Here is a 15,390-nt window from a genome sequence, read left to right on the forward strand (position 1 = left end):
ACCGGTGCTCATTTTTATCCAGGTTGAGCCAAATCGCGCAAATAGTCACCGAAACCGCCTCGCGCCCGACTGTCGAGCCTGGCGCTGGTCAGCACCTGTGGTCGGTGGCTCCAGGCGATCGTCGCGCCGCAACGTTCCAGTTGCCGCACCAGTTGCACGTCTTCATTGCACGCCAACGGATTAAAACCACCGGCACGCCTATAGGCCTCGGCGCTGATGCCCAGATTGGCGCCGTGCACATGCCGATGGCCGTCACGGGCCTGATAGTGTTGGTGATAGCGAATCTGCGCCGACTCATCGAACGACTCATGCCACGCGTCCACGGTGACAGTGCCGCACACCGCGTCGGCATCGAGCGACAGTTGCGCCACCAGCCAGTCGTGGGCCACCCGGCTGTCGGCGTCGGAGCAGGATATCCAGCGCACCCCGCGATCCAGCAGAAATCGCGCCCCGGCGGCGCGGGCCTGACCGACATTGCGCGCGTCGATGTGCAGGCAGTGGACCGGGTAACGGCCAACGATGTCTGACGATCGATCGGTGCAACTGTCGAGCACCACCAGCACCTCGACCGTTTCACCGCCCAACAGCTCATGTTGCGCGGCGCGCAGGGCGGCTTGCAGGCAGTCTTCGAGCAAGGCTTCTTCGTTGTGCGCCGGGATCAGAATGCCAATCATCGCAAACCCTCCAGAGCCGCCACGGAGCGCGGTTCGCGGCTCCACAGCTCCAGCAGAAAATCGGCTTCCTGATGCAGGACCAGGCGCGGCAGGTGCAAATGCTCGTGGAGCAAGTCATGGACCTGACGGGCATTCAGCGGACAGCCTTCGATCGGCGGGCGCCAGTGGCAGGAGAGCAATTGGCCGTCAGCGGTCAGTGATTGTGTGATGTGCTCGATCAGGTGTTTGAGGTCGTCGGCATCCAGGTAATAGCCGACCTCGCTGAGCACAATCAGGTCGAACTGTTCGTTTGGCCAATCGTCCGGCAAGCGGCTTTGGCGGACTTCTGCGTGCTCGAACAGGCTCAGGCGCGTGCGCGCCAGCGATACGGCAGCCATTGCGGTGTCGCAACACAACAGACGATCGCAGCGGGTGGCCAGCTCGGCGCTGAGTTCGCCGTTGGCGCAACCGGGCTCGAAGATCGCACGATAGCGAGGCCGGGGTAACGCGGCGAGGGTGATTGCGCGTTTGCGTTGTTCGTACCAGCGCTGACGAAAGGCCCAGGGGTCATCATTCCCGGCAAACAATCCGTCGAAATAACGATCCTCGACACTCATAGAAACACCACTTCGAAGGGTTGCAGCAAACGTTCCAGCACATACGGCGCCAGCACCGGCGGCAAGCCAATGCGCGGGTCGCCTTCCAACTGGCTGGCGAAGGCGTGAATCGCGTGCCGCTTTCGCGCGACCAGTGGCGGACTCAACAGAATCTTCCGCGCCCGGTGCCAGGGCAGGGAACTGTCTTCAGGGGTTGCCCAGTGCCACGTCCAGACCGGTAGCTCATGCACGCGCGCGCCGACGCGTTTCGCCGCCTCGGCGCTGGCACGACCGACCGCCTCATGGTCGCAATGACCGTCTTCGCGCCACGTGGTGAAGACCACGTCGTTGGCGCGCAGATGACGTTCTATGAATTCGATCAATGCGCTTTCCCGCGCCGCGACGCGACTGTCGGCGAACCCGCCGCGCAGCCATTTCAGGCTGTGCAAGGGCATACCGAGGCGACGCAGCGCTTCGACCGACTCCTGCGGACGGACCGCGCTCAGGCGCTCGACCGGCCAGCGTCGAGAGCCGGGATGACTGGCGCTGCCGTCGGTGACCGAGATCAGTTGCAGCGGGCGGCCGGCAGCGGCGAGCAATTGCAGAAAACCGCCGCAGCCGAGCACTTCGTCGTCCGGGTGAGGGGCGATGATCACCGCACGGGAGCCCTCAGGCACCAGATCCAGAATGTCGATCGCCGGTAATTGCGCCAGCTGCCTGGAGGTTTGCCACAGATGCAACGGCGTGCCCTGGCCGACGATGGGGTTGGTTTTCATAACGTCCATGTTCCGTTAATGACCTGTTCGCCGAGGGCCGCGAGGTCGCGTTCGGCGTGGCTCTGGCGCAGAAACACCGGCAGGTCGGCGATCAGTCGGGCGAACTGCCGATCCTTGCAATAAGCGCCAGCACCGAGGGCGTGGCCCACATGCTGAATCACCTGTTCGACGCTGTTCTCGACCACCGCGCGGGTGCGGCGAGCCAGCAGTTCGGCATCGTCGAGTGGCGCGGCATCAAGGGTCAACGCGCTGATGCGCAAAACTGCCGCAGCGGCCTGTAACGCGCTGTCAACGGCGCCCAAGTGGGCGAGGGCATGCGGTTCCTGGTGATGCGCGCAGTGACCGCGCAATCGCTCTGCGAGGCTTTGTGCCGCGCCATACCAGCACGCCGCAATGCCGATCCCGCCTTGCCAGAAACCGGGGCGGTGCAGGTAGTCGCCGGGATTGCCGATGGCCTGTGCTTCGGCGCCTTCAAACAGCACCTCGACGCTGCCGGTCGCGCCCATACCCACGGCTTGCCAACCGTGACCAGTGACGATCACGCCCGGCTGATCCAGCGCCACTGCCACCAATTGCTGACGATCCCGGTCATCCCACGCGGTGAGCAAGGCGTGGCTAAGCACCGCCGCGCCCGAGCACCACGCCTTGCGGCCATTGAGTTCAATCCTCTGACCTTGAGAACTGACCCGCACCCGCGCATCCGGCGGTTCGGCGGCCCACATCCCCCACGTGCTGGAAGGCGTGGGCGAACCGCCAAGTTGTTGAATGATCGCCAAGGCATCGGTATGCCCTTCGTACAACTTGCACAACCCCAGATCATGCCCGCCGACGTCGGCCAATCGCTGGAACCGTTCCAGCGTCCGACCGCTGCCAGGCAGTGGCAGCTGATCGAGACCTGCGTCAACCAACGCCCGCAGGCACCGACCTAATGCCTGAGTGTCGGTGTAGTCCGGTGCCTGGTGATGAAGAAACGCCTCGAGGTCCATTTCACTCTTCTTCCTCATGCTGCAGTTCGAACAGCAGCAGCGACCGGCCTGTGACCGAATATTCGTGGCCGAACTCAAAACGTTCCTGGCCGCGGATCGACGGTTGATTGGTGTCGATCATGCAGGTCCAGAACCCGCCATCCGGCACTTCCGGCAGGGTGAAGTTGACGATGTCGTGGTGCGCGTTGACCACCAACAATAAGGTGGCATCACCGCCCTTGCGACGAATCCCGGTTTCCTGGGCGCGGCCATCGAGCAACATGCCGAGGCATTTGCCGTGTGCTTCCTCCCATTGTTCGATGCTCATTTCGCTGCCATCCGGCGCCAGCCAGGTGACGTCCTTGACCCCGATGTCCTCGTTGTAATTGCCCACCAGGAAGCGTCCGCGACGCAGGATCGGGTAGGCCAGGCGCAACTTGATCAGGCGCTTGACGAACTTCAGCAAGGCCTTGCCGTCCTCGCTCAGGTCCCAATTGACCCAGCCGATCTCGCTGTCCTGGCAATAGGCGTTGTTGTTGCCCTCCTGAGTGCGGGCAAACTCGTCACCGGCCACCAGCATTGGCGTGCCCTGGGACAGCAGCAGCGTGGCGAAGAAGTTGCGCATCTGCCGCTGGCGTAGCGCGTTGATCTCAGGGTCGTCGGTCGGGCCTTCGACGCCGTGATTCCAGGACAGGTTGTTGTTGCTGCCGTCCTGGTTGTTCTCGTCGTTGGCTTCGTTGTGTTTGTCGTTGTACGACACCAGGTCATTGAGGGTGAAACCGTCGTGGGCGGTGATAAAGTTCATCGACGCATACGGGCGCCGACCGCGCTGGTTGAACATCTCGCCGGAAGCGGTCATGCGGCTGGCGAAGTCGGCGAGTTGGCCGTCATCGCCTTTCCAGAACGCGCGCACCGTGTCGCGGAACTTGTCGTTCCACTCGACCCAACCCGGCGGAAAGCCACCGACCTGATAACCACCGGGACCGCAGTCCCATGGCTCGGCAATCATTTTTACCTGGCGCAGCACCGGGTCCTGGCGGCAGGCAACGAGGAAACTGTGACGTTCGTCGAACCCGTCGTGGTAGCGCCCGAGAATGGTCGCCAGGTCAAAGCGGAAACCGTCGACATGCATTTCCGTGGCCCAGTAGCGCAGGGAGTCAGTGACCATTTGCAGCACGCACGGGTGACTCAGGTCCAGGGTGTTGCCGGTGCCGGAATCGTTGATGTAGAAACGCTTGTCGTCGGGCATCAAGCGGTAGTAGGAGGCGTTGTCGATGCCGCGCATGGACAGCGTCGGGCCTTGTTCGTTGCCCTCGGCGGTGTGGTTGTAGACCACGTCGAGGATCACTTCCAGATTGGCCTCGTGCAGGTGCGCGACCATCTCCTTGAACTCGGCGATCTTGCCGCTGGCCAGGTAGCGCGGGTCGGGCGCGAAAAACGCAATGCTGTTGTAACCCCAGTAATTGGTCATGCCTTTGTGCAGCAAGTGCTGGTCATTCACAAACGCGTGAATCGGCAGCAACTCCACACTCGACACCCCGAGCTTGCGGATGTGTTCCAGCACGTCATCGACCATCAACCCGGCGAAGGTGCCACGCACGTTCTCGGGGACGGACGGGTGACGCATGCTGATGCCGCGCACATGCGTTTCGTAAATGATCGTCTTGTCCCACGGCACGCTGACGCGATGGTCGTGGCCCCAGGTGTGTGCCGGGTCGATCACCTTGCATTTGGGCACGAACGGCGCACTGTCGCGTTCGTCGAAACTGAGGTCGGCGTCGGGGTGGCCGATGGTGTAGCCGAACAGTGCTTCGGACCATTTCAACTGGCCGACCAGTTGTTTGGCGTAGGGGTCGATCAGCAGTTTGTTGTGGTTGAAACGATGACCGTTTTTCGGGTCATAGGCGCCATAGACACGATAGCCGTAAATCATCCCCGGATGGGCGTCGGGCAGGTAGCCGTGGTAGATCTCGTCGGTGTATTCCGGCAGTTCGATGCGCTCCAGTTCAACTTCGCCGGCATCATCGAAAATGCACAGTTCGACCTTGGTGGCGTTGGCGGAAAACAAAGCGAAGTTGACCCCCAGGCCATCCCAGGTGGCGCCCAGCGGGAAGGGCAGACCTTCACGGATTCGCGATGCCTCGGCTTGAGGTTCTGGCGCGGCTTTTTTGGGACTGGTCATAGATGCTCCTGCAAAAAGGGGGGGACGCTGCGTGGCCAGGGCCAGTCAGTTATCCGATAGCTGCTTCGCACTTTGTGGGAGCGAGCCTGCTCGCGATGGACTCAAGAGCGATGCGTTCAATCAGTAAAAAACGCGTTGTCGTTAACGTCCATCGCGAGCAGGCTCGCTCCCACAAGAGCAGATTATCGTGGGCAAGCGAGCCCACGGTGGCGAGAGGGGACTCGCCACGAGTTTCAGTCAGGACAGTGCCGGGAAGTGTCAGACCGCAGGCGGTTTACGCGCTGCGCGAGGTTTCTTCTCGGTGGATTTCTCCCCGGGCGGGATCACCTTTGCCGCCGCGACGGGTTTTGCCTTGGCTTTGGTTTTCGGCTCGCCAGCCTTGCCGTTGGCGGTTTTGCTGACGGCAGGTTTGGTGCCTGCCGTTTTGCTGCCGGCCGCCTTGGGCGATTTACTGGGGGCCAAAGCTTCGGCTTCCGCCAGTTTGCGAGCCATCTCCCAGTGCCGGGCTTCATGACCCTCGGGTTTTCCTTCCGATTCCCAGATCTGATAGGCAAATTCGCGGATGCGTTTATCGTCGGTACTCATCGCTATGCTCCTGAACTGAACTCAAAGTTTTGGATAAAGAGATTGACCGGGAAATCCCCCAGCGCGGCGCCAATCATCAGCTCCTTGTGTTCTGTGACTGCGACGCTGGAAAAAAGTCCCTTCAGATTTTCGGCAGGGGTGGTGAACGGTAATTTGACTCGCGTATCGCCCCACTGCGGCACGCCGACATGGGGATTGGCACTGTTTTTCAGCAGGCCTGCACAACGTATCGGAACGATCACGATGGCCCGCTTTTGGTTGTACGAGCGCGCAAATGCCAGCACCCGGTGTGCCTCGCTGCCGACCACTTCCAGCGCTTGATACGTCCCGCGCTGAAACAGCTCGGCCTGTTCGGCACGCAGGTTTAACGTGCGCGCGATCAGGGTTTGTTTGATGCGTCCGTCACGCCAGTTGGCCAGCAGGTTTGCCAGTTCCGGCGGACGTTGCAGGGCCTGTTGGCGACTCGGGTAATCCACCGGGCGACGGTTGTCCGGATCGACCAGCGAGAAGTCCCAGTATTCGTTGCCTTGATAAAGGTCGGGAATGCCCGGCACAGTCATGCGCAGCAAGGTTTGCGCCAATCCGTTCAGTGCCCCGGCAATGGCAATGGTCTGCACCGCTTTGCCCAGCGCCGCGCGCAGCAATTCACCGTCAGGGCTCAGCAGCAGGCGTTCGATAAACACCTGGGTGGCACGTTCATACGCATCGTTCGGTGCGCTCCAGCTGCTTTGCAGCTTGGCTTCCCGCAAGGCTTTCTGCTGCCACTGCCACAGACGTTTGACGTAGTCCTCGAGCGCGGGCTGATCGTCGCCGCGCAGTTCCAGCGGCCAGCTGCCAAGAATCGCCTGATACAGAATCAATTCATCGCCCGCCGAGGGCATCACATCGTCGTCGCGCAACGGCCGGGCCAGCGTCTGCCAGAGCGCGACCTGCTCGGCGAACCACGTGCTGCATTCGCTCAACACCGCCAGCCGTGCGCGAGTGTCTTCGCCGCGTTTATGGTCGTGTGTCGCGGTGGCCAGCAGGTTGTCGGGGAATTCGTCGAGCCGATTGAGGCACGCAGCATGAAAGTCGGCCACCGATGCGCTGAATTGCTCGGTGCTAAACCCCACGTCATTGCGCGACAGCAATACCGCCGAGCGATAAAACGCGGTGTCCTCGACCGCCTTCGCCGCCGCCGGTGAAGTCAGTTGCTGAAAGCGCACGCAAGCATGCTTGAGCATCTTGCGCGCGCGGCCCACCGGGCGTTTGCGCCAGGGTTCGCCGCCGAGCCAAAGGGCCAGGCAATCGAGCACGGGCCAATCCGCTTCGCCCAGGGTTTGCCGCGCTCCGTCCATGGCTTGCTGAAAAAACACATCGTCCTCAGCGGAGCGCCCACGAGGGCTGATGTAGGTGCGATACACCGGGAAGTGCACGATCAATTCCTGTAACGCCCGACGAATCGCGCCGAGAGTCAGGTCGCGGGTCATCAGATCATCCCGGGCCACTTGCAGCAGGGCCTGGGCGACGCTTTCGAAATCGCCGGCAAGCGAACCGTTGAGAATTTGCTGACGGGCCAGTTGTGCTTCCTGACGGAAGTCGGCGGGCCTTTCGCTGTAACGGTTCCACACTTCGCCGAGGGTTTGCGCTCCGGCGGGATCATGCTGGAGCAATGACAACTGATTCATGAATTCATAACCGGTGGTGCCATCCACCGACCAGTCACGGTGCAGGGTTTCGCCTTCACCCAGTATTTTCTCGACGTAGATCGGCAGGTGTCGCCCCGGCGCCAGGCTATCGACCCGACGCCGCAGTTTGCGGCAGTAACCGCGCGGATCGGCGAGGCCATCGATGTGGTCGATACGCAGGCCATCGATCAGGCCCTCGGCGATCAGTTCGAAGATCTTTGCGTGAGTCGCTTCGAACACGGCCGGGCGCTCCACGCGCAGACCGCCCAGTTCGTTGACATCGAAAAAGCGCCGCCAGTTGATGTCATCCGCTGCCGTGCGCCAACTGGCGAGACGATAGCTTTGACGTTCCAGCAACTGGTGCAGGCGCTGGAAACCTTCGGGCGTAAGCGAATCGTAGGCTTGCAGATTCTGCTCAATGAGGTGAAGCAGGGTCGGATTGCTGGCCAGTTCGCGCAGTTCGTCTTTCAACGGCTTCGCCAGGCGGTGGGCGTCTGTCTGGTAACTCAAGGTGCTGAAACGGTCGGCCAGTGATTTGAATCGCTCGGTATCGTCCTTGAGCAATTCGCCGTAGTTCATCGGGCAAATCGGGAAATGATGGTCGTAGTGCTCGACGTAAAAAGCACCGTGCTGCGCATCAAAGCGCAAGGTCAGGGTGCCATCTTGCAATGCAACCCCGTAATCACTGCCCAGGAACGGCAGCAATAGCTGACCCTCCATCAACGGATCGGGTGAATGCCACTGAATGTCGAAAAATTCGCCGTACGGGCTCAAGCGCCCCCATTCCAGCAAGTCCTGCCACCAGGGATTATCGCCCCCGCCCACGGCCATGTGGTTGGAGACAATGTCGAGGATCAGCCCCATGTTCTGCTCGCGCAACGCGCTGACCAAACGGCGTAATGCCGCTTCGCCGCCCAGTTCCGGATTGACCGTGGTCGGGTCCACCACGTCATAGCCGTGCATTGAACCGGCGCGTGCGCTCAGTAGCGGCGAGGCATAAACATGGCTGATGCCGAGGCGGGCGAAATACGGCACCAACGGCACCGCATCGTCGAGGGTGAAGTCTTTATGAAACTGTAGGCGCAGGGTTGCCCGCAGCGGTTGAAGGCGTTGTTGATTCATCGGTCACGCTCGGCCGCCTGAAGCCGCGCGCAGGCGAGCAATTCCAGGCGCCGGGCAGCGTCCGGGACATCGAGCAAGGTTTCGCTGGCACCGGGCAAACGGCGCGACCAATTCGGATGGGTGTCGATGGTGCCGGGCAGGTTGGATTGCTGTTCGACACCCAGGGCGTCCTCCAGCGGCAGCAACACCAGCGGCGCGCGGGTATGGCCGAGGAAGCGGATGGCTGCGTCGAGTATCTGATCGGTCTCATGGGACTCTTCGCGGAAGTTCTGTGGGTCCTCGCTTAACACCCGGCGCAGGCCTTCGCGCTCGTGCTCACGGTGACGTCGCCACTCGATTTCACCCGTGGCGTCGACCAGGCTCAGTCGGGCGTTCCAGTCGATATCGCGGCCATGCCACCAGCCATTGAGCGTCGGCAAATCGTGGGTGCTGGTGGTGGCCAGTGCGTTGTCCGGCCAGTCGAGGATCGGCTTGAAGTGGGCGTTGTCCTGTTCAAACAGCAACACGCGCATGCCGAGAATCGAACGGGCGATGAGTTTTTCCCGTAGCCCGTCCGGTACCGTGCCGAGGTCTTCGCCGAGCACGATGGCCTGATGCCGATGGGACTCAAGGGTCAGCAGTCGCAGCAGATCGTCCACCGGGTAGTACAGATACGCGCCATCGGCGGGTGACGCGCCGTTGGGGATCACCCACAGACGCTGCAGGCCCATGACGTGATCGATGCGCAGGCCGCCGGCATGGGCGAAGTTGGCCCGGAGCATTTCGATGAAGGCGCGAAAGCCGTGGCGCACCAGGCCCTCGGGCGAGAACGCGGAAATGCCCCAGCCCTGGCCGGTGCGATTGAGAATGTCCGGCGGCGCGCCCACCGTCAGCGAGGCGAGCAATTCGTCCTGGCGACTCCAGGCCTGACTGCCACCACCGTCGGCACCGACCGCCAGATCGGCGATCAGGCCAATGCTCATGCCGCTGCTGCGGGCGGCGGTTTGTGCGCGTTCCAGGCATCGGGTAATCAGCCACTGGCAGAAGGCAAAGAAGCCAATGCGTCCGGCGTTCTCTTCGGCAAATTCAGCCAGCGCAGCGCTGCGCGGGTCGCGCCATTGTTCGGGCCATTCGCGCCAGTCGAGGTTTTCACCCTTGGCGGCGCGGGCTTCCTGAATGGCTTCAAAGCGACAGTGGTTTTCCAATGCTTCGCCCGCCGCGTGGCGAAAGCTGCTGAAGTCAGCGTGCAACGGGTGTTCGCCCTGGACAAAGCCTTCGTACAACGCCTGCAACAGGCGGTGCTTGGCTTCGGCCGCGACAGGCCAGTCGACCAGCGTCTGTTGTTCCAGATGCTTGAGCTCGGCAGCGAGCCCGGTGGCGTCAATCGCCGTGCGCATCGCGCGTTCGCCAAGGATCGCGCCGGGCGCTGCGTACAGGCTGTTGAGGAACAAACGGCTGGACGGCGAATAAGGGCTGTAGCGCTGGGTGTCGCTGCTGAACATCGCGTGCAGCGGGCTGATCGCCAGCGCTTCGGCACCGCGCTCACCGGCCACACGGGCGAGATCTTCCAGCGCCTGGGTGTCACCAAAACCACCGTCGCCGGGACGGCGCAGCGAGTACAACTGCACGCTCAGCCCCCAGGCGCGAGGGATCGGGCTGTCGACCGCATCGCCGACGCTGTAGCAGCGTGTCGGTGCCACGGCCAGCGTAAACGATTGGCCGTCGATACTGACGTGCTGATAACCGACCGGGATCAGACCGGGCAACATGGCCTCGGCATCCAGTTTCATCGTGAGTCGCGAGCCGTCTTCAAGGTGGATCTCGCAGGGTGTTTGCGGCTCGAAATAATGCGCCAGGCTGAGGCCCACGCCAAAGTCCGCGGTCAGCAGTGGCGGCAGATGCCGGGTTTGCTGCACCTGCTGCAGTTCGAGCAGGCTGGCATCGATTTCCTGGGCGCTGCCGGCCGGATGGCCGAGCCCGGTCAGGACATTGCGTAACACCGATGGTGCGACTTTCTGTGGGCGGCCGTTGGCATCGATCCAGTCGACGGCCAGGCCAGCTCGGCTGGCCAGTATTTCCAATTGCGCATCACTCATTGGCGCTCTCCATCCGGGGGTAGCAAAGGGGCTGCGGCCGTGAGGCTGACTAGCGCGCAATACGGGGCAAGGGTGCCCTGATTCAACAGGTCGGCAGACTTCGGCGGGTGTTCGAACAACAACGAAGTGTCGGCCTGTGGGGAGTGGACCACCGGCGTGTCGCTGAGGTTCAGGTCAATGCGCAGCAGACTGCCATCGCCCAATTGCCAGCGCGCGGTCACCGCGCCCGGCGCCAGTACCTCAGCCCCCAACGGGTGCGCACCGGGCAGGCGCGGGATGATCTGCTCATGGCGGATTTGCAACAGTTGGCGATACAACGCGTAAATGGCCGACTGCCCGCTCGCCGTCAAGTTCGGTCGGGAGTCTTCGAAGGTCTGCTGCGCGTTCGGGTCGGGAATCTGTTCACGCTTGTCCGGATCGGCAAATGCGGCGAACGCGGAGAACTCGTTACGTCGACCTTCGCGAACGAGTTCCGCCAGTTCGCCGTGATGGCTGGTGAAAAACAGGAACGGTTGCTCGGCGGCAAACTCGTCGCCCATGAACATCAGCGGGATCATCGGCGACAACAGCAACAACACTGTCGCCGCTTTCAATGCGTCGGGCTGGGCGAGTTGGTGCAGTCGTTCGCCGAACGCGCGATTACCGATCTGGTCATGATTCTGCAAGAACAGCACGAACGCCGTGGGCGGCAAGTGACCGCTGGGCTCCCCTCGGGCTTCGCCGTGCCGATCGGTGTGACCCTGGAACACGAAACCCTGGCTCAGGCAGCGGGCCAATTGTTCGGTGGGATTGTCGGCGTAGTCTGCGTAATAGGCGTCGGTTTCACCGGTCAGCAGCACGTGCAAGGCGTTGTGGCCGTCGTCGTTCCACTGTGCGTCGTAACCTTCCTGCAGCAAGCTGGCCTGGTTGTGTTCGTTTTCGACGGTCAACCACACGTGCCTCGCCGGGTCGGTCTGCTGCCGGATGCGTTGCGCCAGTTCTTGTAGAAAGTCCGGGCTTTTGATCGCGTGCACCGCGTCGAAGCGCAACCCGTCAAAGCGGTATTCCAGCAACCACATCAACGCATTGTCGATAAAGAAGTCGCGCACCTCGCGCCGCCGGAAGTCGATGGCCGCGCCCCAGGGCGTGTGCTTGTCTTCATTGAAGAACGCCTTGGCGTAGCGGTGCAGGTAATTGCCGTCCGGGCCGAAGTGGTTGTAGACCACGTCGAGCATCACCGCGAGGCCATGGCCGTGAGCGGTGTCGATCAGGTGCTTGAGTTGTTCGGGCGTGCCGTAGGAGGCTTGGGGCGCGTAGGGCAGAACCCCGTCGTAGCCCCAATTGCGATCACCTGGGAACTGCGCCAGTGGCATCAGTTCGATGGCGGTAATGCCCAGTTCGGCAAGCCGCGCCAAGTGCTGCTCGACCTCAACGAAACCGCCCAGCGCACCCACGTGCAGCTCGTAGATCACCGCCTCGTTCCATGGCCGCCCCAGCCAGTCGCGGTGTCGCCAGGTGTAGGCGAGAGGATCGACCACCACGCTGTGCCGATGAATGTCACCGGCCTGAGCGCGGGAGGCCGGGTCGGGCACCTCCAGCTCGCCATCAATGTTGTAGCGGTAACGCGTACCCGCAGGACAGCGCGTTTCGATCACGAACCAGCCATCGGCCTGAGGCAGTAGCGGCAAGGATTGTCCATCTTCCAGTTCGACACTGACAAAAAACGCATCTGGCGCCCACAAGGCAAAACGCGTGTGCTCTGCGTCCAGCATGATTGCGCCGTGGGGCCAGGTCTCAAGGGTCCGTAACGGCATTGTTCAAAAACCTCTTACTGTTTGTTCGATTTCCCCAGCGCTTTAGCCACCAGTTGTTCGTAGAGTTCGGCATAGGGTTCGACGGCTTTGCACCAGTTGAACGGTGCGGCCATGGCCCGGCAACGCATGGCATTGAGCAGGCCGGGGAAGGCGAATACCTTGAAGGCGCGGCTCAGGGCTTCCTGATAGCTCTCGACCGTGGATTCGTCGAACAGGAAACCGGTTACGCCATTTTCGATGGTGTCGGCCAGGCCGCCGGTGTTGCGCGCCACTGGCAACGAACCAAAGCGCTGGGCGTACATCTGGCTCAAACCGCAAGGTTCATAACGCGAGGGCATCAGCAGGAAATCGCTGCCGGCGAACATGCGGCGGGCGTCGGTTTCGTTGAAGCCGATGCGCACACCGATCTGCCCCGGAAACCGCAGGGCCAGTTCACGCATCGCTTGTTCTTCTTCGGGCTCGCCACGGCCGATGATTGCGATCTGGCCACCGGATTCGACGATGTATTCGGACACCGCCTCCGTCAGGTCCAGACCTTTCTGATAGACCAGGCGCGAGACCACGGCGAACAGCGGCCCTTCGGAATCGTCCAGCCCGAACAGTTCGCGCACGTGCGCCGCGTTGACCGCTTTGCCGTCCCAGTCACCGATGCTGAAGGGGCAGAACAGGTGCGGATCGGTGGCCGCGTCCCAGCTCTCATCGATGCCATTGGGAATACCGCTGAGCAGGCCTTGCTGGGTCTTGGCGGCCAGAAAACCGTCGAGGCCGCAGCCGAAGGCCGGCGTGGTGATTTCCTGGGCGTAGGTGGCGCTGACGGTGGTGATGTGGCTTGAGTAAGCCATGCCGGCCTTGAGGAACGACATCTTGCCGTAAAACTCCATGCCTTCCTGTTGCAGCGCATGATTGGGAATGCCCAGCTCCGGGCACGAGCCCAGGCTGGTCACGCCTTGGTAAGCGAGGTTATGAATGGTGAACAGCGTCGGCGTGCGCTGACCGCGCCAGTGCATGTAGGCGGGGGCCAGGCCTGCAGGCCAGTCATGGGCGTGCACCAGGTCCGGGCACCAGTGGATTTGTGCGAGGTTGGCGGCGATATCGGCAGCCGCCAGGCCCAGGCGGGCGAAACGGATATGGTTGTCCGGCCAGTCGCGGCCGTTATTGGCGCCGTAGGGAGAACCTTCGCGCTCGTAGAGTTCAGGGCAGATCAACACGTAAATGACCAGACCGTCAGGCATGTCCATGCGCCCGATCTTGCAGGGAGGCAGTGCGGCATGGCCGCCGAGTTCGCCAATAATGTGAATCGGGTTTTCACTGTGCAGCACCTGCGGGTAACCGGGGATCAGCACACGTACGTCGTGCAATAAAGCCATGGCCCGGGGCAGCGCTGCGGAAACGTCGCCCAGACCGCCGGTCTTCACCAGGTCGGCGATTTCCGAGGTCACGAACAACACTTTCTTTCGATTGGGATTCTGCTTGACCACCGGTGTGAGCGTCTTCGTGCCCGGGACGCTGATGGATTGGGCACTTGGGGCGCTCACGGCGCTCGTTTCGCCGACCTGCTGATGAGCACGTTCTCCCTGAATATCTAAAGCCGCACTGATCATATGAATCTCCCGTGTTGTTGATCTAATTCTAGGTCTGGCAAACGGTGTTTCGTGGCCAAATCCTGTGGCCGGGCGCAAACGCGCTACGCATCGGCGAGCAAACGCTGCCCATGCGTTAAAGCAGAATGGCTGGAGTGGCCGTTGCAAGGATTGCACCAGTAGCAACGCACCTACCTTTCAGAGGACCGACCATGAATGGCAAAAGTTTCGATTTTTTTGACACTTTGTGACCGGCCGGTTTTGCCCCGCGAAAATGAGTCTAGGCCAGAACTTAGAGCGGTGAAGGCCAGATGGCAAAATTGTTCGACAATCGGTTCAAAGCGGTACGGACGTGCCGGATAGAGAGTCGAACGCTCCGACGAAGGGCATGTTTTTTTGCGATCAGGCCCCAAAAAGTAACCTGGCAGTCACATGGATGTGCGAGGGCGATTACACCGGCGCACTGTTGTGGTGCGCTCCCAGGTCCCGCTTTTGGCCGAACCGCTGCCTTACTGCGGCGAGGGTTGCCTTGGTATAGTTCGGGCCTCTTTTTTTGCCCGGTAAAGGATCACTGCCATGTCTCAGTACACTGCGTTCACCGTCGAACTGGCCGATAAAATTGCCCATGTGCAGATCAATCGTCCGGAAAAGATCAATTCGATGAACGCCGCGTTCTGGAGCGAGATCATCGAGATCTTCCAGTGGATCGATGACACCGACGAAGTTCGGGTGGTTGTGCTCAGTGGTGCCGGCAAACATTTTTCTTCCGGTATCGACCTGATGATGCTGGCCGGAGTGGCCAATGAGTTGGGCAAGGACGTTGGCCGCAATGCGCGTCTGCTGCGCCGCAAGATCCTCGCACTGCAAGCGTCCTTCAATGCTGTCGACAACTGCCGCAAGCCTGTACTGGCAGCTATTCAGGGTTATTGCCTGGGCGGTGCGATCGACCTGATTGCCGCCTGCGACATGCGTTACGCCGCCGAAGACGCGCAATTCTCGATCAAGGAAATCGACATCGGCATGGCGGCCGATGTAGGCACCTTGCAACGCTTGCCGCGGATCATCGGTGACGGCATGCTGCGTGAACTGGCTTACACTGGTCGCTCGTTTGGTGCCGAGGAAGCGCGCAGCATCGGTCTGGTCAATCGCGTCTACAGCGACGCCGCCAGCCTGTTGGACGGCGTCATGGGCCTTGCCCGAGACATTGCCGGCAAGTCGCCGATTGCCATAACCGGCACCAAGGAGATGATCAGCTACATGCGCGACCATCGCATCGATGACGGCCTCGAATACGTCGCCACGTGGAACGCCGCCATGCTGCAATCCACTGACTTGCGCGTGGCCATGGCCGCCCATATGAGCAAACAGAAACCCGAATTTCTGGATTGATTGAAAA

General features: G+C 61.6%; 11 protein-coding genes. 1 reads left to right on the top strand and 10 read right to left on the bottom strand.

Features of this window, described 5'->3' with window-relative positions; genetic code table 11:
• Positions 1 to 14: 14 nt before the first annotated feature.
• The 10 genes from F8N43_RS05300 to glgA form a co-directional block, all read right to left on the bottom strand.
• Positions 15 to 674 (bottom strand): glycosyltransferase, encoded by a 660-nt coding sequence (locus tag F8N43_RS05300; RefSeq protein ID WP_150633662.1) that lies wholly within the window; start codon positions 672 to 674, stop codon positions 15 to 17.
• Entirely contained in the window at positions 671 to 1,270 is a 600-nt protein-coding gene (locus tag F8N43_RS05305; protein WP_150633663.1) for an SAM-dependent methyltransferase, read from the bottom strand. The genes F8N43_RS05300 and F8N43_RS05305 overlap by 4 nt, the downstream gene beginning before the upstream one ends.
• Positions 1,267 to 2,025 carry a PIG-L deacetylase family protein gene (locus F8N43_RS05310; protein ID WP_150633664.1) on the bottom strand — a complete coding sequence of 253 codons (759 nt, stop codon included), beginning with the start codon at positions 2,023 to 2,025 and terminating at the stop codon, positions 1,267 to 1,269. Before F8N43_RS05310 ends, F8N43_RS05305 begins: the two co-directional genes overlap by 4 nt.
• The gene (locus F8N43_RS05315; RefSeq protein WP_150633675.1) at positions 2,022 to 3,011 is read right to left on the bottom strand and encodes an acyl-CoA dehydrogenase; all 990 of its coding nucleotides are present in this window, start codon (positions 3,009 to 3,011) and stop codon (positions 2,022 to 2,024) included. The genes F8N43_RS05310 and F8N43_RS05315 overlap by 4 nt, the downstream gene beginning before the upstream one ends.
• 1 nt (position 3,012) lies before the next feature.
• Positions 3,013 to 5,172, bottom strand: coding sequence for a glycogen debranching protein GlgX (gene glgX / locus F8N43_RS05320; RefSeq protein ID WP_150633665.1), 2,160 nt, complete (start codon positions 5,170 to 5,172; stop codon positions 3,013 to 3,015).
• Positions 5,173 to 5,430: 258 nt separating this feature from the next.
• Positions 5,431 to 5,757, bottom strand: a complete 327-nt coding sequence (locus F8N43_RS05325) for a DUF2934 domain-containing protein (protein ID WP_150633666.1) — start codon at positions 5,755 to 5,757, stop codon at positions 5,431 to 5,433.
• Positions 5,758 to 5,759: 2 nt separating this feature from the next.
• Positions 5,760 to 8,546: a malto-oligosyltrehalose synthase gene (locus F8N43_RS05330; RefSeq protein WP_150653330.1), complete on the bottom strand. Its 2,787-nt coding sequence runs from the start codon at positions 8,544 to 8,546 to the stop codon at positions 5,760 to 5,762.
• Complete coding sequence (gene malQ / locus F8N43_RS05335) at positions 8,543 to 10,621, bottom strand: 4-alpha-glucanotransferase (protein WP_150639157.1); 2,079 nt, start codon at positions 10,619 to 10,621, stop codon at positions 8,543 to 8,545. The genes F8N43_RS05330 and malQ overlap by 4 nt, the downstream gene beginning before the upstream one ends.
• Complete coding sequence (gene treZ / locus F8N43_RS05340) at positions 10,618 to 12,414, bottom strand: malto-oligosyltrehalose trehalohydrolase (RefSeq protein WP_150633669.1); 1,797 nt, start codon at positions 12,412 to 12,414, stop codon at positions 10,618 to 10,620. The genes malQ and treZ overlap by 4 nt, the downstream gene beginning before the upstream one ends.
• A 14-nt stretch (positions 12,415 to 12,428) precedes the next feature.
• Entirely contained in the window at positions 12,429 to 14,015 is a 1,587-nt protein-coding gene (gene glgA, locus F8N43_RS05345) for a glycogen synthase GlgA (protein WP_150633670.1), read from the bottom strand.
• Positions 14,016 to 14,570: 555 nt separating this feature from the next.
• Here glgA and F8N43_RS05350 point away from each other — a divergent pair.
• Positions 14,571 to 15,383, top strand: a complete 813-nt coding sequence (locus tag F8N43_RS05350; protein ID WP_150633671.1) for a crotonase/enoyl-CoA hydratase family protein — start codon at positions 14,571 to 14,573, stop codon at positions 15,381 to 15,383.
• Positions 15,384 to 15,390: the final 7 nt, after the last annotated feature.

The sequence above is a fragment of the Pseudomonas fluorescens genome (assembly GCF_902498065.1).
Lineage (GTDB): Bacteria > Pseudomonadota > Gammaproteobacteria > Pseudomonadales > Pseudomonadaceae > Aquipseudomonas > Aquipseudomonas fluorescens_BJ.